Annotated in this window: 18 protein-coding genes; 8 read left to right on the top strand and 10 right to left on the bottom strand. The window is 38.6% G+C overall.

Annotated elements, in window-relative coordinates; genetic code table 11:
• Nucleotides 1–37: 37 nt before the first annotated feature.
• Genes ND855_RS04995 through ND855_RS05005 form a run of 3 tightly spaced genes read right to left on the bottom strand, consistent with a single transcriptional unit; the run spans nucleotide 38 to nucleotide 3,403 of the window.
• The gene (locus ND855_RS04995; protein ID WP_265356265.1) at nucleotides 38–2,191 is read right to left on the bottom strand and encodes a cAMP/cGMP-dependent 3',5'-cyclic-AMP/GMP phosphodiesterase; all 2,154 of its coding nucleotides are present in this window, start codon (nucleotides 2,189–2,191) and stop codon (nucleotides 38–40) included.
• A gap of 18 nt (nucleotides 2,192–2,209) precedes the next feature.
• Nucleotides 2,210–2,548 carry a thioredoxin gene (gene trxA, locus ND855_RS05000; RefSeq protein WP_081431668.1) on the bottom strand — a complete coding sequence of 113 codons (339 nt, stop codon included), beginning with the start codon at nucleotides 2,546–2,548 and terminating at the stop codon, nucleotides 2,210–2,212.
• Nucleotides 2,549–2,593: 45 nt separating this feature from the next.
• Nucleotides 2,594–3,403, bottom strand: a complete 810-nt coding sequence (locus ND855_RS05005) for a hypothetical protein (RefSeq protein ID WP_108958931.1) — start codon at nucleotides 3,401–3,403, stop codon at nucleotides 2,594–2,596.
• A gap of 84 nt (nucleotides 3,404–3,487) precedes the next feature.
• On the opposite strand from ND855_RS05005, the gene ND855_RS05010 reads away from it, so the two are divergent.
• A complete protein-coding gene (locus tag ND855_RS05010; RefSeq protein WP_100727515.1) occupies nucleotides 3,488–3,700 on the top strand; it encodes a hypothetical protein in 213 nt (70 codons plus the stop codon).
• Between the two features lie 159 nt (nucleotides 3,701–3,859).
• Here ND855_RS05010 and ND855_RS05015 read toward each other — a convergent pair whose 3' ends face one another.
• The 3 genes from ND855_RS05015 to ND855_RS05025 form a co-directional block, all read right to left on the bottom strand.
• Complete coding sequence (locus ND855_RS05015; protein ID WP_265357443.1) at nucleotides 3,860–4,714, bottom strand: hypothetical protein; 855 nt, start codon at nucleotides 4,712–4,714, stop codon at nucleotides 3,860–3,862.
• 65 nt (nucleotides 4,715–4,779) lie between these two features.
• Nucleotides 4,780–5,136 carry an aspartate 1-decarboxylase gene (panD, locus tag ND855_RS05020; RefSeq protein WP_265357444.1) on the bottom strand — a complete coding sequence of 119 codons (357 nt, stop codon included), beginning with the start codon at nucleotides 5,134–5,136 and terminating at the stop codon, nucleotides 4,780–4,782.
• Nucleotides 5,133–5,666, bottom strand: coding sequence for a type II toxin-antitoxin system antitoxin SocA domain-containing protein (locus ND855_RS05025; protein WP_265357445.1), 534 nt, complete (start codon nucleotides 5,664–5,666; stop codon nucleotides 5,133–5,135). Before ND855_RS05025 ends, panD begins: the two co-directional genes overlap by 4 nt.
• Here ND855_RS05025 and lipB point away from each other — a divergent pair.
• From lipB to murJ, 4 genes are read left to right on the top strand one after another with little or no spacing between them, the layout of a single operon-like run.
• Nucleotides 5,649–6,305, top strand: coding sequence for a lipoyl(octanoyl) transferase LipB (lipB, locus tag ND855_RS05030; protein ID WP_265356262.1), 657 nt, complete (start codon nucleotides 5,649–5,651; stop codon nucleotides 6,303–6,305). The two genes, ND855_RS05025 and lipB, sit on opposite strands and share 18 nt — an antisense overlap.
• Nucleotides 6,306–6,361: 56 nt before the next feature.
• Complete coding sequence (locus ND855_RS05035; RefSeq protein WP_265356261.1) at nucleotides 6,362–7,351, top strand: LIC_12071 family protein; 990 nt, start codon at nucleotides 6,362–6,364, stop codon at nucleotides 7,349–7,351.
• A gap of 3 nt (nucleotides 7,352–7,354) precedes the next feature.
• Nucleotides 7,355–8,230, top strand: coding sequence for an STAS domain-containing protein (locus ND855_RS05040; RefSeq protein WP_265357446.1), 876 nt, complete (start codon nucleotides 7,355–7,357; stop codon nucleotides 8,228–8,230).
• A gap of 11 nt (nucleotides 8,231–8,241) precedes the next feature.
• Nucleotides 8,242–9,873, top strand: a complete 1,632-nt coding sequence (gene murJ / locus ND855_RS05045; protein WP_265357447.1) for a murein biosynthesis integral membrane protein MurJ — start codon at nucleotides 8,242–8,244, stop codon at nucleotides 9,871–9,873.
• A gap of 84 nt (nucleotides 9,874–9,957) precedes the next feature.
• Here murJ and ileS read toward each other — a convergent pair whose 3' ends face one another.
• The 3 genes from ileS to ND855_RS05060 are packed head-to-tail and all read right to left on the bottom strand — an operon-like array spanning nucleotide 9,958 to nucleotide 15,582.
• Nucleotides 9,958–12,708, bottom strand: a complete 2,751-nt coding sequence (gene ileS / locus ND855_RS05050; protein WP_265357448.1) for an isoleucine--tRNA ligase — start codon at nucleotides 12,706–12,708, stop codon at nucleotides 9,958–9,960.
• Between the two features lie 59 nt (nucleotides 12,709–12,767).
• Nucleotides 12,768–13,397 (bottom strand): leucine-rich repeat domain-containing protein, encoded by a 630-nt coding sequence (locus ND855_RS05055; protein ID WP_265357449.1) that lies wholly within the window; start codon nucleotides 13,395–13,397, stop codon nucleotides 12,768–12,770.
• Nucleotides 13,398–13,410: 13 nt separating this feature from the next.
• The gene (locus ND855_RS05060; RefSeq protein ID WP_265357450.1) at nucleotides 13,411–15,582 is read right to left on the bottom strand and encodes a hypothetical protein; all 2,172 of its coding nucleotides are present in this window, start codon (nucleotides 15,580–15,582) and stop codon (nucleotides 13,411–13,413) included.
• Nucleotides 15,583–15,861: 279 nt separating this feature from the next.
• On the opposite strand from ND855_RS05060, the gene ND855_RS05065 reads away from it, so the two are divergent.
• On the top strand, nucleotides 15,862–17,394 hold the full coding sequence (locus ND855_RS05065) for a methyl-accepting chemotaxis protein (RefSeq protein ID WP_322113524.1): 1,533 nt from the start codon (nucleotides 15,862–15,864) through the stop codon (nucleotides 17,392–17,394).
• Nucleotides 17,384–17,935: an SCO family protein gene (locus ND855_RS05070; RefSeq protein WP_265357452.1), complete on the top strand. Its 552-nt coding sequence runs from the start codon at nucleotides 17,384–17,386 to the stop codon at nucleotides 17,933–17,935. The genes ND855_RS05065 and ND855_RS05070 overlap by 11 nt, the downstream gene beginning before the upstream one ends.
• A gap of 10 nt (nucleotides 17,936–17,945) precedes the next feature.
• Here the strand turns inward: ND855_RS05070 and speD are convergent, their stop codons facing one another.
• The gene (gene speD, locus ND855_RS05075) at nucleotides 17,946–18,707 is read right to left on the bottom strand and encodes an adenosylmethionine decarboxylase (protein WP_265357453.1); all 762 of its coding nucleotides are present in this window, start codon (nucleotides 18,705–18,707) and stop codon (nucleotides 17,946–17,948) included.
• Nucleotides 18,708–18,788: 81 nt separating this feature from the next.
• Here speD and ND855_RS05080 point away from each other — a divergent pair, with 81 nt between their 5' ends.
• Nucleotides 18,789–20,408: an alpha-glucosidase gene (locus ND855_RS05080; RefSeq protein WP_265357454.1), complete on the top strand. Its 1,620-nt coding sequence runs from the start codon at nucleotides 18,789–18,791 to the stop codon at nucleotides 20,406–20,408.
• The last annotated feature ends 2 nt before the right edge of the window (nucleotides 20,409–20,410 follow it).

Raw genomic sequence — 20,410 nt, forward strand, 5'->3', positions numbered from 1 at the left:
CTTGATATGGAAATGTTACAGAAATGGCGAAATGAGGTCAATTATAAACAGTGTTCAGCTTCATGTAGACACCAGGATTTTTCTTGATGTACTGGATGGCGTCTTCTTGGGAAAGAACGTAAAGTTCCGTCCCTGGCCAAGCGATGAAACTGAAATGAGACGGGAGGCCTTTGGTGAGTGAATAAATTTCTCCTACAAAATCACCAGCACCGAGTTCTCTGATCGTTTTGTGGTTTTGCATGACCACAACGGTGCCTGAGCGAACAATGTAGGCATTTTGAAAGGTTTGGCCTTCTTCAATGAGAACTGCTTCCTTTTTCACGGTTTCCAGTTTCAGTATGAGTTCGAGTTGGGTAACCTGGTAACTGGTGAGCCCTCGGAATGTTTGGGATTCCGTTAGGGTTTTCCATGTGTTGGTCTCTCGGATGCTATTCAATTTGATTAGGTTTTCGTGGAGTTTGGATCCACGGATGAATTGGAAAAAACGTGTTTTTTCAATGGTGAGGGCAAGCACGTCGGTTTCAGCATACACATCTGCTTGGCGCACGGTATCTAAGATGAGAGAGGCTTCCCCAAAGTATTCGTAGGTTCCGTATCGTTTGACAGCCGAGTGGTCACTGGAAAGCCCTTCGAACCTGACGTTCCCAGAAGCAATGATAAAAAAGCGATCTCCATGGGTTCCTTTTTTGATGATTTGTTCCCCACGTCGGAATCGTTCCTCTTTGACAATTTGTAAGAACTCTTTTGCCTTTTCGATGGGGAAACCAGAGAAAATATCAATTTGTGATAAGATTTCAAGGAGTTGGAAAGCTTCCTGGTGTTTAGGAGGAGTGATTTCCGGATACAAAGTATTTTCAATACCAAACTTAGCAAGAGTTAGGTGGTTTCCCTTTGGCATATCTTTTGCGGCAATGTGATATACCGTGATTCGTTTTTGTACTTCTTCTGGAAGGGATGCCAAATAACTAATTTTGGTGTGAAGGGGAGGGACTCCTGCTTCGTGGTAAATGATTTTACGATCCCATGGAAAGTCTTTGAGGAACTGGTATCTAGTTTCTGGTAAGACACCTTTTTTGTACATATCTTCGAAGGCTTCGGGATCATTTAAATGGTCTGAAGTATAATAAAAGGATTGGTCTTGGAAAAAAAATTCGAACCCAACGGACGGAATCGAATGCAGTGCATAATGAAAATAAAATTCACCACCATTGATGATGGTTGGTCTACCAATGACAACTGGGATAAAATCAAATAAATCTGTGATTTCTTTTCGTGGAATCTTTGTTAGACTGCAATATTTTTTGAGGAAAGATTCCATCACGGTTGCCGTTGCATAAATGGTGATTTTGGATTCTTCTAATATTTTTTGGAAGGTTCCAGCATCATGGTCTGCATGGCAGTGGGTGAGGATGATGGAGTTGATGAACTTAGGATTTACATTCGATTCTCGTAACCACTCAGTTGAGTTTACAGGAGGATCCACCATAATCCCTTGTCCATTCAGCCAAATGATAAAACCGGATGTGTTGTCGGATGGGTCAAATCCATGTGATGGTCCAAGGCAAGTGATTCCGATGAGCGGTGGTTGGAATGGTTCTTCCAATCGTTTTCCAATATCATATTTGACATGGAAGTCCACTTCGCCAGGGATTTTGATTTTTTTCTCTCCATCCACAACTAGGAATTCGTTGGAAGGTAGTTGTTCGATGGTGATGCCACCAAACTTTGCTTTGTGGGAGTCATCAAATAAAACAAACTCTACCACCTCTTCCATCGTTTTGTAACTACGAAAGTAAGCCATTTCTGCCTTGATGTCAGGGAAACCAAAACTTTCAGCACCATCGATGAATTCGGAAGATAAGTTTACTTCTTGTGGTCCCATCAGGGATTCCCCAAGAACAATAGTTAGCTGTTCTTTTTGTTCTGCAGAACAGATGATGAAGGTTTTTTTGCCACCACGAAAGAAAAAATTGAAGTAAATGGGGAATTCAAGTTCGGCAATGGAAATGCCTTTTTCCACATGGAAGAACTTGTTGGGGAGGACAAACACCAAAGGGGTCTTTTTTTCGAGCCCCATGGTGTCCTTAATTGTCTCAGGAGGGGATCCAAATTGGATGTACCCTTCTGATGTATCGACTAAATATCCCCCTCTAGGGAGTGCTGTAAAACCATTCGGTTCGGAACTGACCATTAGGGGATAATTTATTTCCTACTTGTGATTTTCTATAAATTTTTTAATTTGCGGTTTTGGTAAAGCACCAATTGCTTTGTCTACTAAAACTCCATCTTTATAGAGTAGAAGGGTAGGGATGGATTGGATTCCCAACTCTTGCGCTGTCTTTTGGTTGAAATCAACATTGAGTTTTGTAATTTTGATATCCGCCATTTCTTGCGAAAGTTCGTCAAGAACAGGAGCCACCATTCTGCATGGTCCACACCATTCTGCCCAACAATCTACTAAAACCACGCCATTTGCAGTCTCTGCTTTGAAATTGGCGTCATTGATTTCTGTAAGTGCCATATTTCGAAATCTCCTTTTGAAACGTATAACCTTTCTATAAACTAGACTGGATATTCTAGGGAAAAACGTCGATTATTGTTTCTTTTTTTTCTTTTTATCGTCGGATTCGAGGTCGGCGATCTTTTGTTGGAAGGACTCAATGAGTGTTTTGGTTTTTTCCAAATCCTCTGTTTCGCCCGTAATTTGGAATATTTTACGGTTCATCTCCAACATTTCCACAGAATGTTTCAAATCTGTGGAATCCTGTGTTGACATTTCAAATTTGGAACGATAGTCCTGCGCCGCTTGGTTGGCAAGTTCGATGATGAGATTAAAATGTTCCTTACGGATATAATAATAAGGATTTTCTAAATCTTGTTCTTTTTCATACGCAATAAAATCAAATAAATTCTTCGTACAAGCGGCAACACGGAAATTGATATCAGGCCATGACCATTTCCATTTCGAATTTGTACCGAAGGCTGTTACTGTTTTTTTCATCGCTTGCAGTAAACCTTTGATGAGATTCAATCGTTGGGTTGGTGTGAACCTTTCAATTTTCGAAAGTTGTTCTTTGTTTTCGGATAAAGAACCATCCACATTATTCCCTACTGTTTTTTCAATGTAGGAGATGCAGTTATAAATTTCTTTTCTGGCAGTCTCTAAGTAGTTGTTATTATTGATCTCTAAGATGGCAGTGGAAAGTTCATTGATCACAATACAGGTGTTAATGGTTTTGATGGAATTGATCGCAAGGGAGATATTAAAATAAGGTTCCATGTCCTTACTTTTTTTGGCTTGTACTTTGAAAATATTGGCTTCTTTTTTTAACTCTTCTAGGTAGTTTTTGAAATCTACCAATTTGTCATTGAAGTCAGCTTTTTTTTCCTTCGTGATTGCCATGTCTGTTTCATTTTCGGCAGAAAGACCTGGTTTTGTCCATAAAAAACGTCGACCTGGACTAGAGTTTGCCGAAACTGGAACAGAATGGACAATACCCCCCGCAAACGAAGGGACCTGCTCGATTTACTCGACACCTACAAATACATGAACCAGGCAATTTTCTGGGATTTTTTGGATTTGGACGGTCGTTGGGACTTTGCCAATGGATGGTTGCACCTAAACCACCCTGAGGACGAGTGGAGGGTTCGTGCATCGGAACAATTCCCCCCAATCCGCCCAGAAGGCACAGACCACTAATCCTGTTTTTTTAAGATTCAGATCCATCAATTTCTCGACCGAAACGATGTCTCTTGTGGGATATTTGGGAAAAAGAATGATTGGATAAAAAGTGGGGTAGGCTTTCTCTCCAAGACTCGTGTTTAGCCTTGGAGATTTGGAACAGAATACAATGTTTGCTTAGTAAGTAATTTTTAAATCAGAGATATCAATGAACTTACGGAATAACAAACTGTTTGTTGGTTTTTTTGTATCAAACACGAGAACTGCTACTTTGTTAAAACTCAGGAAATTTGGTCTGTACTGAGTGTAGTGGTGGCTTGTAATCGTTGTCTTGTATTTGTTATTGTAAATCGTATACGTGTGTTTTGGTAACGTTTCGTGTACTTGACGCTTTTTTTCATCAGCAGTTTGGGCCACGTAGTTATAAATCACTTGTTTTTCTTTTGAAGGTCCAGTTTCACCAAACAGAGTGAAGGGGAGTGCCTTCGCATTGTTTTTACAAAGATAATCAACTACTTCAGTAAATGTAGGTTCTGGCATTTCTGCTTCAAAACCAGCAAAATGGCGTTTTTCCATTTCTGCTTTTTTCTTTGCATATGTTTCTTCACCCCAAATTTCTTTCGCAGTGAAAGGAGTTGGCATGATGTTAGAGAAGTATAATGTTCGTTCGTCTTTTTCAGGGTCTGCTTTACGCCAAGCAGGGTAAGGAACAAGTCTTCTTTCATCTTGGTTCACTCGGTCCCCTTCAAAACCAGCTAATACAAAAATCGAATATTCATTGTCTTCTGGAACTCTTGATTCCAATTCTATTTGGACATCTAAAAATTCGCCTTTCCCTGTGTCTGCATGTCGTCTAACAAAACTTACGTTCTTTAAACGGATCCTTGCATCATACATGGATAGTGGATATAAGTCCCTATTGTCCTTGGAAGACGCCGCGGAAACTTGTGTCCCTTGTTGGTTCCCTGATTCTTGGGCAAAAAGTGCACAAGTGAGGAGGGTGAATGAAAGAGCGAATATTGTTTTGTTCATGTTCCGACTACCAATTTGGTTTATACAGTTAGTATCGAAGAAATGCCCTAGAAAAATTAGGGAAATTAGGCTTTTTTCGGCCGATTGTTCTCATCCACGAAGACAACTTTCGGTTTGTAGTCGCTTGGGAGCTCCTTTTCTTCCACTTGGCCATAAGTGATGATGATGACCTTGTCCCCTTTCATCCCAAGCCGTGCTGCAGCTCCATTCAAACAAATGGTTCCCGAACCCCTTTCTCCCACGATGAGGTAGGTTTCGAATCTGGCACCGTTATTCACGTTCACCACGCTCACTTGTTCATACGGTTTCATACCGGCCATTTCCATTAAGTCTAGGTCAACAGTGAGACTACCTTCGTAGTGGAGTTCAGCCTCGGTAACGACGGCTCTATGGATTTTGCCTTTGCAAACAGTGATGATCATTCTGACCTCTCAAATAAAACTCTAAACATTTTGCCCGATAGATTCAAAAGGCTTTTTTGTACAAGGATGTGGATTTTCGTATTGATCCTTGCGACTGAAAACGGAATGGAATCAAATAGGGGGGTAACGACATAATTTTCATATAAATTGGGATAATGGCGGTTTTCGTCTACCACTCGTCCCCGGAAGGCTTCCACAACTTTCATCATCACTCGTTTTTCTTCCCTAGAAAGGATGAGTCCTTCCATTGGTTTGAGAAAACGTAGGGCAAATCCTTGGATACCGTTCCCTTCAATCTTCGGAACTACATCGATATGGCCTTTCTCTTTTAAAAACAAAAGGGCTTCGTTCAGTTTGACGGGGTAAGGTGAGTCTTCTAAGTGGATATAGTCTCCTCTTGTGATCATTTCCGCATGTTTTTGGAAATGAACACCATCCGAATAGTAAAGGAGCTTCGCCAAATCCAAGCGGGCTCTTCCATTCGGTGATTTTTCGAGGATCCAAAGGATCGCATGCAAAAGTTTCTCCATCAAAAAGGACTACCTTCCTATCTGTTTCCTTCAATTGTTCCGTACCAACGATACTTGGATTTCCAGGAAAATGCCAGGAAAAATCGAAGAGAATCCATGCTCTTTTTAGAACACAGTCCATGTTTGACAGGGGGCATAGGTGCGAAAGCGGAAAATCTTTTGGTACCGGAGGTGAGACTTAAGGAACTTGGTGTGGACTTTGTCAGTCTGCCAAGAGGTGGGGATTTTACCGCCCATGAACCAGGGCAAATTGTCGGTTACCTCCACATTGATTTAAAAAAAAGGGGATTAAGTTTAGGAGATTTTTTGAGAAACTTGAACGAAAGTTTGGTGGTCGCTGTAAAAGATACTTGGGGTTTGGAGGTGGAAGAGAATCCAAAGTCACCAGGTTTGTATACGAAGGATTCGAAGAAAAAACTGATCTCAGAAGGGATTTATGCCAAATCTTATTTCACAAGTTTTGGTTTTGCCTTAAATGGAATCAATTCCCTCTTTACCTTTTCTCTCATCAACCCATGTGGGGCGAGGTCTGAGGACATGGTTTCTTTATCTGCCTTGGGACTTTCCGAAGGGTATCCCGAAAAACGAAAAGAATTTGTGTACCGATTCTCAAAACACTTCCTCTCCCTTCTCCCATAACCTCGAATTTCTTATGTCCTTTTTATGGATTTGGCCGAAAAGTAAAAGGGGGATCCATGAAATATTCACGTTTTTTTCTATCCTTTATACTCTTTTTTATCCTCTCGGAAACCCTTGCGCTGAGTGGGGTGGTTTGGACATTTTATGAGTCCTTACAAAATGCACTTGTCCAAGAACAGTTTATTTCTGACCACAGAGCAAGGGACTTAAGCCTTGCACTCGCAAAAAGTGCAGAGCAAAGATTGAATAACGATGGTTATGTGGAAATTGAAAAGATGTTCCATCGTTATGTGGAACAATCAAAAAATGATCCAGAAGAGTTTCGTTTTTTAAAGATTAGTTTGTATGCTCCTGATGCCACATTGCTTGTTTCCACTGATACAATTTATACTTTGGAAGAACTCCGAAAACGAAAACCTGATGAAGAGTTAGCAAAATCTACATTCTTTCGTAAGGGCATTCGAATGAAAAAATGGGAATGGTCTGAGCCAGAAAACGGTGAAAATCCGATTCTCAATTCCAAACGAGATCCGAAAGTTCGAGATGGTTTTGAATGGGTTTTAAACTACCTTCCATTAGCAAAATCAAATACAGTTCGTTTGACAACACCATTGTACAAACCAGGTACTTTGGATGTATCGGGACTTGTGATCCTTGTGTATGAACGTGGGAATTTAGGTTTATTATTTCAAAACCAATGGAAACTTGTGGAATGGATGGTATTGAACTACTTACTGATTGCACTTGTTGTGAGTTTACTCCTAACTGGGGCATTTGTTGTGTATTCCTTAGTCCTTACAAAAGACCAGTTAACTGAAAAAGAATCAGGGGAAACCTTACCTTTTGTTCAGAAAAAAACATTAGAACCAGTGGAAAGTTCCATCCAAGCCGTGAGTGAAGTGCAGGAAGAAAATCCATCTATAGAAGGTAATGCAACAATTCCTTCACCCGATGTTGAAGTACTGCCTGGTGGACCGGTGATTGACCAAATGAATGATCGGCCAAATGAAACAAATACAGTTAGAGATGCAATTTTCTTAGGATAAATTATGGAATCAAAAGACAAAGTATTTTCCATTCAATTAAAAGGTGGTTTAGACGGAAGTAGTGCTGATGATTTTTATCGTTACTTCGAATCACAATTGAACAAAGGGTATCGAAAATTTTTATTCCAATTAGGATCACTTGAATTCATCACATCGAATGGAATTAGTACCCTTGTCAAAATTCACAAACAGATTGTGAAATCAAATGCAGTGTATGCGATTTATGGATTAAAATCGGAAGTAGAAGATGTATTAAAATTGGTAGGTCTTTTTGATAAATTTCCTATCTTTCGAAGTCATAATGCGGCTGAATCCTTCTTATTGCAGATGGATGTTTCTGGAATGGAACCAAGTACAAAAGAACCTACTTCCCATTCACAAACTTTCGATCATAAAAAACTGGGAGAGGAAACAAAATCAGAAACTAACAAAATCCGATTTTATTTTTCAGGTAAGTCGAGAGAAGACGGAAAATCGAACCTAGAGAAAGAACCTGTTTCTACTTTAGAATCTTTGAAAGACGAAACATCTGAAACAAAAACCACTCCTTCTCCCATGGAAGTTGTACTCGAAGAAAAAATAAACCAACTCCGATTGGAAATCAAAGAATCATTGAGTTCCGAATTGGAAAGACGATTTTCCCATTATAAATCAGGAACTTCCGTAGTTGAGTCGACCCAATTGGATAAAATTCCAAATTACATCCAATCGAAAACCAAACAATTGGAGACTGTCGAAAGGATCATCCAATGTGAAGTGTGTGGGACAAGGCTAAGGTTATTTAAATTTGGTAAACATGAATGTCCAAGTTGTAAAACGCAGTTCCAGTTGAGTCCCAACGGTTCTATCCGTTTTCTTGAAAAATTAAATCCAATCTAAAATCTGGTCGTATGACAAACAAAGTCCCTGGGAACGAATCGAGTACAAAACGATCCCTTGCTTTATCTTTTTATACATTCTTATCAAGAATTTTAGGGCTCATCCGTGACCACTTTATGGCTGTTAGTTTTGGAACAGGAATGGTGGCATCTGCCTTTAGTGTTGCTTACAGACTTCCCAATATGTTTCGAAACCTCCTGGCAGAAGGAACCTTAAGCCAATCCTTTATGCCTATTTTTTCCGAGTACGAAAAAATGGGTGTGATGGAAGCTCGTGTGATGGCAGGAACTGTCCTTAGTTTTCTATTCCTTTGTTTGTCACTTTTTGTGGCCTTTTTTTGGCTATTTGCGGCTCAGTTTTTGCCCACTCTTGTGGGTGGTACACCCGAATATGGGAATTTGGTAGTAGAACTTTCGTTAGTTCTATTTTTTCTCATCATGACAGCAAGTTTATCTTCGATTTTTATGTCGATTTCGAACTCACATCACAAATATTTTGTTCCCTCATTATCCCCGATCATCCTTAACTTTAGTTATTTGGCAGTATTTCTGTTTGTGTTTCCCTTTTACCATGAAATTAAGGACCGAGTGTTTTACCTTGCCTACGGGATTGTTTGTGGTGGGGTATTACAACTCCTTGTGCAAGGATGGTTTGTTTACAAAAATGGATTTGGTCCCATCTTTCGTTTGGATTTCAAACACCCAGCCATCAAAAAAATTTTTAAACTCATGTTACCTGCGGCCCTTGGCGGGAGTTTTTACCAAATTGGACTCCTTGTGGATATCTTTCTTGCCAACTACATACAAAACCAAAACCCAGGACTTGGTGCTGTTGTTAGTTTGGATTATTCCCAGAGGCTCGTCCAACTCCCCACAGGGATCATTGGAGTTGCTCTTGCGACTACCATCCTTCCTTCTTTACTCAAAGATTTAAGAGAAGGAAGGGAAGAAAATGTTCCTAAAGAAATTGCGGATGTATTATCGTTTGCATTTTTTTTGACACTACCAGCAAGCATTGGTTTGGCGGTTCTTGGAGAAACGGTTTTGGATTCTATCTATTACGGGGGACGTTGGGACCATCTTGCGACACTCACCGCATTTTTCCCACTCGTGTTTTATTCACTTGCGATCCCATTTTACAGCATCAACAAAGTACTTGTTTCTTCCTATTATGCATTTTCCGATACAAAAACTCCACTTCGTATCCAATTGATTTCTTTTGTTTTAAGTGTGGTTGTGAGTATTAGTTTGATGTTTTTTTTAAAACACTCTGCTATTGCCCTTGCATCAGCCTTAAGTGCAATTGTGACCTCATCTCTATTATTGTATTATTTAAAAGCACACCAAGTACGAATTCCTTTTGTGACTGTTGGGAAACGAATTTTGAAAATGGTACCTGCACTCTTTGGACTTTTCTTTTGGCTTTTGTTTTCAGAATGGGTGATCAAACCAAACTTACAAAATTGGGGAACCAACACACTTGGTCTGAGTTATGCCAATCTCAGTCGTTTGAGTTTATCTCTTTCGATGGTTCCTGCGGTTATTTTGTATTTTGGAATTGCTACTTACACTGGCCTTTCGGAATCCGAAATCATTTTGGGTAGGTTCCTACGAAGGTGGAAACAAAAAAAGGAAAACAAATAAAAAACCTGCCATCCGCATGAGAGTAGACAGGTTTTTTTTTTTTGCTGAGCTTAATTTCTGTATTCTGAAATCAATCTCCTAACTTTATTTAGGGGAAAGTTTTGAAACCACTTCCTCACAACGTTTGCACAAAGTTCCTTCTTTTTCTGAAACATGGCGCCAACATCTTGGACACTCTTCGTGGTGAGGTTTTCGAATTTGGATGGTTCCCGTTTCTCCTTTCCATTCCGAAAATACTTCACTGATTTCTTTTTGGTCAAACGTTACTTCCGATACCACAAAGAATAAACTCAGGTCGTCTTTGGTAAACTTTGAGTCTTTTAAAGATCCAGTAGAAAGTAAAACTTCTGCTTCAAGGGACTTACCCAGTTTTCCGAGTTTCCTTGCTTCCTCTAAGGCTTTTTGGACATCTTCCTTTGTTGCAAACACAGGTTTGAATTCTGCTTCAAGGGATTCATCCACCCATTCGCTTAGGTCAGAAAAATCGGTATAAAAAACAGAATCTTTTTTCCCAAAGGTAGACCAAACTTCTTCGGTGGTAAAGGAAAGGATAGGTGCAAGAAGTTTGGAGAGCACTTCCAAAATCACTGCGAGTGTGTATTCAGAAGAACGTCTTGTTTTGGATTCTTTCGCATCACAATACATACGATCACGAATGATTTCAAAGTAATCTTGTGATAAATCTACCGTACAGAACACAAGCACCTTGTGGTACACTTGGTGGAACTGGTAGGTTTCATATAGTTTTTTCACTTCTTCATTGAGTTTTGCTAGTTTGTGAAGGTAGTACCTGTCAATGGTTTCTAGGTCATCTTTTTTCAGATTCCATTCGAGTGTTGAGGCACTTGTATTTCCCAGTAAATACCGGAAGGTATTACGGATTTTACGATAGGCTTCTGAGACAGTTTTGATCGAGTCTTTTCCGATTTTCACATCATCCCTGAAGTCTTGTGTGCTCACCCAAAGTCGTAAAATATCAGCACCGTATTGGTTGATGATATCGGTTGTTGGATTGATTACGTTGCCAAGAGACTTGGACATAGCATGTCCTTTTTCATCCAACACATACCCATGGGTAAGAACGGATTTATAAGGGGGAGTTTTACGGATGGCCATGGATGGCCAAAGTGAAGATTGGAACCAACCTCTATGTTGGTCCGAACCTTCCAAATACAAATCAGCTGGTTCTTTTCCAATGGAATCACCAAACACAGCAAAGCTGGAAACACCAGAATCAAACCAAACATCTAGGATGTCTTTGTCTTGTTTGAGATCATCTGATCCACATTTGTTACATTTTGTCCCTGGTGGAAGTAAGTCTTTTGCTTCTTTTTCATACCAAACTTCGATTCCTTCTTGTTTCACAATTTGGATGAAGTGTTGGATGGTTTTGTCATCCAAATGGGTCTGTCCACAAGACTTACAAGTAAAGGAAGGGATTGGTACTCCCCAATTCCTTTGTCTCGACAAACACCAGTCAGGTCTTGATTCCACCATGGAACGAATCCTTGTGATCCCCCAATCAGGAATCCACTGCACTTTGTCAATGGCCTTCAGTGATTCTTCACGGAGACCATTATGGTCGATAGAAAAAAACCATTGTGGTGTGGCACGGAAGATGAGTGGTTTTTTACTCCTCCAACTATGAGGGTAGGAGTGAGTGAATTCAGAAAAATGGACAAGGGCATTTTTTTCTCGGAGTAGTTCTACAATCTTTGGATTTGCATCCCAAATTTTTACACCCTTCATCATTTCGAACTCGTCCGTATAACGGCCGTAATCATCTACTGGGGAAAGGGTAGGAAGTCCTGCAGCCGTTCCCACACGATAATCGTCTGTTCCATGTCCTGGTGCTGTGTGTACACAACCAGTTCCTGCATCGAGTGTGACATGGTTTCCAAAAAGGGGAATGGATTCTCGTTCTAAAAAGGGATGGAGGAATACAATCTGTTTTAAGTCGGCATTGGATAGGGATTTGATTTTGGTAAGAGTGATCCCTGTTTTTTGTTCCACTGCTTCTTTTAATCCATCAGCAAGAATGAGTCGGCCATGGTTGTCTGATTGGAAAAGAGAGTAGGGTAGTTCTTCGTTAAAACAAATTGCAAGGTTTGCTGGGAGTGTCCAAGGAGTTGTTGTCCAGATCAGGCAATATGTATCGGTCTCACCTTTCACAGCAAACTTAACATAAATGGAAGGAGAGACATGGTTTTGGTATTCGATCTCTGCTTCCGCATGGGCCGTTGCCAAATCAATACACCAATACACAGGTTTTTTTCCTTTGTAGATGTAACCTTTTTCAAATAGAGAACCAAAGACTTCCACAATCCTTGCTTCAAATTCAGGAGCCATGGTGAGGTATTTGTGATCCTCATCCCAAAAACAAAGGAAACGATTTAAGTCTTCTCCTTGTTTGCCAACAAACTCGGCTGCATACTCTCTGCATTTTTTTCGAAGATCACTTGGGCTTGTGTTCCTTGCTTCTTTTCCAAGATTCTTTAACACCTGTACTTCGATGGGAAGTCCATGGCAATCCCAACCAGGGATCATATCCGTTTGGAAACCAGAAAGGGTTTTTGATTTAATAATGATGTCTTTTAAAATTTTATTGAGAGAGTGGCCAACATGGAAATTACCATTCGCATACGGAGGCCCGTCATGCAAAACAAAGGATGGTTTGTTTTTTCGAATTTCTCTCATCTTTTGGAACACTTTTTCTGTTTTCCAAATTTGGATTTGGCCTGGCTCACGTTTTGCCAGGTCGGCTTTCATGGGAAAATTGGTCTCAGGAAGGAGAACTGTTTTAGAATAAGGATTTTCCGTTTCTGGTTTGGCCATAGTAAGACCAGTGTTTGAACTCTAGGCCAAAGAGAAAACGGAAAAAATAATCAAATTGTTTATAGTTTTACGCGAACTTTCGGTAACTCGTCTCGCAGTCGTGCAACATCAGATTTCTCCAAAAGAGTTTTTTGTAAGATGAGTTGTTTCAAAAAGGAAAGTTTTGCCAAGTTTTTAGGGAGAGTTTTGTACTCTCTCATGAGGCTTAGGTCAAGGATTTCCAAAGAAGGGAGGTTTGCGATCACTTCCACGTCCGCTTCTGTTAGTTGCACTTTCGTTTCGTCTAGTGCCAGGGTTTTTAGATGTTTTAATTTTGAAATGACTGGGGGGATTTCTTTCAGTTCGGTTCTGCCAAGTAGTAATACTTCCAAGTTTTCCAAATTTCCCAGTTCTTCCGGAAGAGTTGTGAGTGGGTTTCCAAAAAGATTGAGAATCTTCAGTTGTTTTAAGTTTCCAATCTCTTTTGGTAATGCAGTGAGTGAATCGTATTGGAGGGTGAGTTCTTCTACGTTGTTTAGGTTTCCTATCGAAGTTGGTAAAACTCCTACTTCTTTATTGGAAAGATTGAGGACTCGGTCTTCTTTGTGTTCTTCAAACCAAATGTTTGCATCCACCACTTCCTTTTTACAACCAAAGGAAAACAAAACTGCTAGGAACAAATAATAAATGGGAAAAACATTCAACTTCATAAGACCAGAATTTTTACTTTAAATATTTATTATAGCCAAATTCCAATTCGCGGATGATAAACTGAATGTAATCCATTTGGTCGCGGTCGGATTTATACAAACTGGCTTCTTTACGATAGTATTCTGCAAGTTGTGTGCGAAATAAAATCGTACGAAAGTCTGCTTTGGAAAGGATGAGTTCCTTGGACCGGTTTTTTAATTGGATGGCTTCTGGAATTTTCATCACCACAGAGATTTGTAAAATGGCATGTTCGATTTCAGCGACAATTTTGTTAGTGTCTTTTTTTTGGTCAGCTGGTGAAAGTTCCAATTTGATATCTTCCACACATTCTTCTATGTGGTTACGCAATCGTTTTGTATCGTATACTTTTTCTGCGATACTATTGAATTTTTTTGGATAGATAAAAGCTTCTGCCACCTTAGCAATCGTAAGTGATCGATTTTCTTTAGGGACACCAGTTTTTTGTTTTTCTAGATTTGGTTTTGGTTTTCCATCTTTTCTATACAAATAACCCAATATCAGTCCAAGGAAAAAACTGAATAAAAATCCACTACCTATGTATTCTAAACTTCCAATGAGTAGGGAAATGATTGTGACAATGGAGGCCAGTGTTAAAAAACTAAACACACCTATTGGGACATGGAATTTTTCTTGCAAAGCAGAGAATGAAATCCTTGGTTCTTTTGGAGTTTCCGCAATTTCTTCTGTATCTACTTCTTTGGATACATCTTCTATATCTGCTTTGTCAATGGATACATCTGATCTGTTTTTTAAGATGATTCGGATTTGGTCGAGGATGGGAAGTTCGTTTCGATATTCAGGACTGGTTTTTGCTAAGAGAAAAGTGTTTTCTTCTACTTTGGTTAGATACTTTTGGTCGAGTGCAAAGAGGACATGGTAATCTTCTTCTTTCATTTCCAAACAACCATACGTATCAGATAAAGTTTTTACTATTTTTTCGATGGCCCTTTTTTTTTCTGAATCGGATTTTAAATTTAATGTTTTGATTTCGGCGACTAAGTTTAGTTTGGTGAGAGTAAGTGTATTTTTTGTGTTTTCTTCGATTTTTGTACTTAATAATTGGATGAGCGAAAATAATTCGTCTTCAGCATCTTCTTTTTTTTGTTCAGTTAAAAAACGAGAAAGTTTGTTTAAAATGATGATACTGTCTTGGATTCCATTTTTGACACGCATTGATTCTTCGTTTGTGATTTTATCAAATGGAAAATCTCCTAGTAAGGAACTTAATTCTTGGATGTAGTTTTGTGCTGAATTCAAAAGTTCTTCTGTTTTTTTAGGAAGTTTTGGTTCGAGTTCAATTAGTTTTTCTAAGTAACCTTCATATTTGTTTTCTTTTGCAAATCGTTTTAAGTAGGGAAAGGCAAATTGTTTGAGCCCATCCAATTGTACTGCTAAATGTTTTACGTATTCAGGGTGATGCGAACTATTTGGTAATACAAAATGGTATCCCGGTACAATCTCAACCAATTTGGCAGTTTCTTTCCCTCTTGTAACAACATCTAAAATAAAATCTTTCGTTGGTAAGGGTCCAAACGGTTCCATACTCGAACGAAGGATCATTTCCAACTCCGATTCAAAACTTAGTTTGGTTGGGAAAAAGTACACGTTCCCTTTTTGGTCAGTTCGAAGTAATGTACTTCCTGGATTTTCTTCTTCTAAGATGAGATCTCGATTGGATCGATTCTTTAGTAAGATATCCACCAAATCAATGCTATATTTAAAACAAGACCTGCGAAAGGGAACTACATCTGTTTTTTCTTTGGATTGTGGAGAGATCATACTCAATCGAAACACTAATTTTTGGTCCACAAGTAATATAAATGGATAAAAATAGACGACAGGTTCTTTATTGTGTTCTGTGAGTCCTGCTAATTCTTTTAACGCTTCTTTGATTGCTACATTGGTTTTGTGTGATTCGGTTAATTGGACTTGTTTGGATAAAAGTTCTGGAATAGAATCCAAAGTGAGAAATAAGGTAGGAGTGATTTCTGCACTTCCATGCATTTCGAGTCGTCTATGGCGCACACGTAACTCTTCTAAAATCGCTTGGGAAGTGAGGGAATAACTCGCTATATTCTTTGGTAATGAGATAAAGTATGAAGGTTCTGAAACATTGTTTGAAAGAGGACTTTCCGTTTCACCGAAATCTGAAATTGGTTCCAAAATGTACCTGCTAAGACACAAGTTTACAGGAGATTTTCCGAACGGCAAGAGAGAAAGTGGAGGTCATGGATAGAAAATGAAAGAATTTGAAAGATTCTACGACTCAGTTTGTGGTTCATAACAAGATCCATCCATACCAATTACAACCATTGATCCTATCAGTACATTCACTGAAGTAGAATATAATTAATTAACCAAAATCAAAAAAGAGGAGTCTATATACATTTATTGACTGGTATTTTTTCTCATTCATTCGTCTCATAGCCTATGGATTTAAGATTGGCAGCGGTTCTAATGGAACGCCAAAAAAAAGTTGATACGTTTTTTGTCTGGGCAATTTTCGCTCATATTCCCCTTGTTTTTTTACTTTCTCTTGGTTACGGTGCCACTTTAGTTGTCACAATCTCTGCTATCATCATTGCGACTATTTCGTTTTTGTTTTATCGATTTTTACGTGGAAGTTTTTTCTTAAGGGCATGGAATGGAGCAGCTCTTATGTTATTCAGTGCTCTGCTCATCCAAGCTCAATTTGGTCGCATTGAAATGCATTTTCATGTATTCAGTGCCCTTGCTGTTTTGTTTGTTTATGAGGACTGGCGTGTATTACTTGTTGCCGCATTGACAATCGCCATACACCACTTAGTTGGAAATTACCTCCAAGAATTCGGTGTTGTATTTTTGAATACCAAAGTGATTGTTTACAGTTATGGTACTGGATTAGAAATTGTAATCACACATGCACTATTTGTTGTAATGGAAACTGGAATTCTCATTTATTTTTCCTACCTTTCTGTTCTAGACCTTAGGTTACAAATCGAAACCCAAACAAATTTAGAAACGGTGATGGCGGGAGTTACCGCAGCAATTGATGAAGTTTCGCAAGGAACAAAATCCTACATCGAAAATTCAAATTTGATCACAACCGCTGTCAGAAAGTTTGAATCTTCTTTCCAAGACCAATCTTCCTCCATCGAAGCAATTTCAGCAGCAACAGAAGAAACCACTGCCTCTAGCCAATTGATATTGGAAGGATCCAATCGCCAAATCAACGAAGTAAAAACAGTAGAAGAACTCAATCGAAACTTATTCAATTTAAATGAAGGTTTTGTGAAATCATTGGAAGTGATGAGAGCAAAAATACAAGAATCTGCTGAGAGTGTCAAAAAAACGGAAACAGAATTTTCTACGTTGTACCAATCAATGGAAGTGGCAGTGGATGATTCTGAAAAAATGGAAGAAATTTTGGATTTGATTTCGGATATTGCTGAGAAGGTCAACTTACTTTCGTTAAATGCTTCTATTGAGGCTGCAAGAGCAGGTGATGCGGGAAGAGGATTTGCAGTTGTAGCATCGGAAATTTCAAAACTTGCCGATTCTACAGCGGATGCAACAAAGAATATTTCAACGATCTCTGGTAAAATTAAATCTGCCATTCAAGTTAGTTTTAAACAATCAAACCAAATCAACCAAACGGTCCAAGGGTTTGTGAGATCCATTTTGGCATCGGAAGTGGGAATGGGTGAGTTAACAGAAAAAATTTCGGGAACTCTCTCTGCTTTTGAAAAACAAGAAAATGCATTAACCACTCTGGATCAAATTGCACAGGAAATGCAACTTTCTAGCAAAGAACAATCATCCAGTATGGTTGAAATTTCAGATTCGATTATGGATTTAAATTTGAAAACACAAACCAATTTGAATACAAGTTCGGAAATGATTTCTTTTATCGATAAAGGAAATGTGATCTTTGAAAATTTAAAAGATTCAGTCGAAACACTTTCCGCAATGATTGAAACAGGAAATGGAACTTAAAAAATGGATCCAAAGACTTCTTTGGGTCTTTGTTATTTTTCTTTTTGTCGGACTTAGTTCCTTACTTCATTTTTTTTCCAGTACATATCGAAAGATTCCTTGTGAGATCTGTGAAGTACGATTTGAATCGGAACCAAAATCAAATTGGATCGTCATTTATCCTGGGTTAGTTGGCTGCGGAAAAAAATGTCCAATGGCCTTGGAAAATCTCAGGCAATTTCAATTACGATTCCCAAACTCAAACTTTTCTTTTTATTTTTTGGTTACTGATCCTAAAGAAACGGAAGAAGTCATTCAAAATTATTTAGCGTATTATCAAACTTCTTTGGCAATCAAAGCCCTACGGCCAAAATCAATTGATGAAGTTCAGTTTTATAGAAGGCTCGGGGCTTATTTGCCGGAACACCCCGTTCTCAAACAAAAAGATGAACATGGAACTCAATTTTTTCTCATCCCACCAAATCGGAAAGTTGTGTATGCCCTTCCCAAACTTGGAGAAAATGATTGGATCCAAATCCAAAAAGAAATTAGCAAAGAGTAAAAAAATCCAATTAATGGATCATATGATACACTTCTTTCATTTCTTCTCTTAGGAGTTTCATTTTGTTTGGAACATCAGGATGAGAGATGTCCTCAGGGTTTAACAAATAATTTTCAGGTCCAAGTTCTCGGATCATCATTTTAGTTTGCCAAGTGTTATCTTGAGGCATGTTGATGTCTGAAAGATAGGTATAATTTCTTTTGATTTCTGGTTTGATAAAATCTAAAATCGAATTGAAGTGATGATCGTTATAGATCTTTTTACCATCTGCAAGTCGAGTATAACCTCTTACCACATAGTCAATATAAACTACATCACATTCAAATGCTTCAAATAGGAAATTGATAGAGTCAAGTGGAATGATCTCTCCACAAGTCGAAATGTCAATGTCCACTCGGAAAGAACAGATCCCATCTGGATCAGCTGCATCAGGGTAGGTGTGAACAGTGATATGCGATTTATCCAAATGCATACTAACCTGTGTCGATGGGATTGGATTTCCTCCACCCTTTACATCACTCATAAGAACCATAGCAGATGCACCCACAGGATCGTAATCTTGTGCGGAAACAGAGAGGATATTGGCATCAATGCGTTTGACAATCTCTTTGGAGATTTCTGTAATTTTACTCGCATTGTACTTGTCGTGGATATATGTTACATATCTACCTTTTTGCTCGTCATCGAGTGTGATGCAAAAATCGTAGAGGTTAAAACTCAAAACTTTTGTCAGATTGTTAAAACCGGAAAGTTTGATTTTTTCTTTATCCATTGCTACCTGCTTGTATAAAGAACAGAAATTTGGTATTTAGGTAAGAGGCAACTGAAATAACAAGGCAGTTTTAGAAAAGTCATGGAAAACAAAATGGAATGGTGGAAACAAACTTCAATTTATCAAATTTACCCTTGGTCCTTCCAGGATTCCAATGGTGATGGAATTGGCGATTTAAAGGGAATCCTCAGACGATTGGACGAGATCCAATCCTTAGGAGTGGAAACCATTTGGTTTTCCCCATTTTATGTCAGTCCTGGCGAAGATTTTGGTTATGATATTGCAGATTATACAAATATTGATCCCAGATTTGGGACGATGGCCGATTGTGAACAACTGATTCGCGAAATCCATAAACGTAAAATGAAAGTGGTTTTGGATATGGTGATGAACCATACTTCTGATAAACATCCATGGTTTTTAGAATCAAAATCATCCACTTCGAATCCCAAACGAGATTTTTACATTTGGAAAAAGGGGACTAAAAAACCACCGAATAACTGGATCTCGATGGTTGGGAAATCAGGATGGAATTATGATAAAGGAACAGATGAATACTATTATAGTAATTTTTTATCTTTCCAACCAGACTTAAATTACAGGAATCCAAAAGTCAAAAAAACCATGTTTGGCGTTCTGGATTTTTGGTTAAAAAAAGGTGTCGATGGGTTTCGTCTGGATATCTTCAATTCCATTTATAAAGATGAGAGTTTTCGGGATAATCCTTTTAGTCTCAGATTTTTTCCAACACCAGATAACCATGATGAGGCGTTCTTCCAAAAAAAACAGTATAACCTAAATCTACCGGAATCATTTTCGTTTGCAAAGGAAGTAAGGAAACACATTTCCAAATACAAACAAAAACCATTCCTCATCGGTGAAGTGAGTGGAAGTGACCAAGTATTAAAATCATTTTTAGGTGAAAAAACTGATGGTCTCAATTTGGTATTTCAATTTGAGTTAATTCACTTTTCGTACGATGCGGATTTTTTTCGTAAACTACTCCAAAAAAATGAAGAAGTTTTCCCAAGTCCTTTTACTCCAACTTATGTATTAGGTAATCATGATCAAAGGAGATACATTGATCGATTAGGTGGTGACATACGCAAAGCAAAACTTCTTGTTTGTTTCCAATTTATGGCAAGAGGAGTTCCCATTGTTTATTATGGTGAAGAAATTGGTAGAAAAGAAGGAAAACTCTCCAACTTTTTTGGGAAAGATCCAATCGCCAAATTGAATCGTTTTGTCCCTTTGTTTTTAACGAAACTTTTGGGAATCTACATCAATCGAGATAATTGCCGGCTTCCCATGTTATGGGATGATTCCCAAAATGCTGGGTTCACAAATGGTAAACCTTGGTTACCAATAGAATCCGTTCAAGCTAGTGAAACTGTATTTGGACAAAAAAACGATCCAAACTCATTGTGGAAACATTACCAAACAATGTTTCATTTACGAAAAGATTTAGATGTCCTAAGAGTTGGTAGTTTGGAAATCATCCATACAGACGAACCAACTATATTGAGTTTTGAAAGAAGGTTTAAGAAAAAACGACTTCGTGTTTTACTCAACTTTGGTAAAAGTCAAAAGGATTTGAGTGTAGATTTGAAAGGAAAAAAAATCTATGCTTTTGGTGGAGTGGAATGGGACGGGAAAAAGATGCTCTTACCAGAACATTCTGGTATCATCATTGATTTGTGATT

The organism is Leptospira paudalimensis (genome assembly GCF_026151345.1).
Lineage (GTDB): Bacteria > Spirochaetota > Leptospiria > Leptospirales > Leptospiraceae > Leptospira_A > Leptospira_A paudalimensis.

Excerpts from the sequence above, each read along its gene's own strand:
- lipB (WP_265356262.1), top strand. The coding sequence starts at position 5,649 with ATGCAAAAGTTTCTCCATCAAAAAGGACTACCTTCCTATCTGTTTCCT.
- ND855_RS04995 (WP_265356265.1), bottom strand. The coding sequence starts at position 2,191 with ATGGTCAGTTCCGAACCGAATGGTTTTACAGCACTCCCTAGAGGGGGA.
- murJ (WP_265357447.1), top strand. The coding sequence starts at position 8,242 with ATGACAAACAAAGTCCCTGGGAACGAATCGAGTACAAAACGATCCCTT.
- speD (WP_265357453.1), bottom strand. The coding sequence starts at position 18,707 with ATGGATAAAGAAAAAATCAAACTTTCCGGTTTTAACAATCTGACAAAA.
- ND855_RS05010 (WP_100727515.1), top strand. The coding sequence starts at position 3,488 with ATGGACAATACCCCCCGCAAACGAAGGGACCTGCTCGATTTACTCGAC.
- ileS (WP_265357448.1), bottom strand. The coding sequence starts at position 12,708 with ATGGCCAAACCAGAAACGGAAAATCCTTATTCTAAAACAGTTCTCCTT.
- ND855_RS05070 (WP_265357452.1), top strand. The coding sequence starts at position 17,384 with ATGGAACTTAAAAAATGGATCCAAAGACTTCTTTGGGTCTTTGTTATT.
- ND855_RS05040 (WP_265357446.1), top strand. The coding sequence starts at position 7,355 with ATGGAATCAAAAGACAAAGTATTTTCCATTCAATTAAAAGGTGGTTTA.
- ND855_RS05015 (WP_265357443.1), bottom strand. The coding sequence starts at position 4,714 with ATGAACAAAACAATATTCGCTCTTTCATTCACCCTCCTCACTTGTGCA.
- ND855_RS05005 (WP_108958931.1), bottom strand. The coding sequence starts at position 3,403 with ATGGCAATCACGAAGGAAAAAAAAGCTGACTTCAATGACAAATTGGTA.
- ND855_RS05025 (WP_265357445.1), bottom strand. The coding sequence starts at position 5,666 with ATGGAGAAACTTTTGCATGCGATCCTTTGGATCCTCGAAAAATCACCG.
- ND855_RS05055 (WP_265357449.1), bottom strand. The coding sequence starts at position 13,397 with ATGAAGTTGAATGTTTTTCCCATTTATTATTTGTTCCTAGCAGTTTTG.
- ND855_RS05035 (WP_265356261.1), top strand. The coding sequence starts at position 6,362 with ATGAAATATTCACGTTTTTTTCTATCCTTTATACTCTTTTTTATCCTC.
- panD (WP_265357444.1), bottom strand. The coding sequence starts at position 5,136 with ATGATCATCACTGTTTGCAAAGGCAAAATCCATAGAGCCGTCGTTACC.
- ND855_RS05080 (WP_265357454.1), top strand. The coding sequence starts at position 18,789 with ATGGAAAACAAAATGGAATGGTGGAAACAAACTTCAATTTATCAAATT.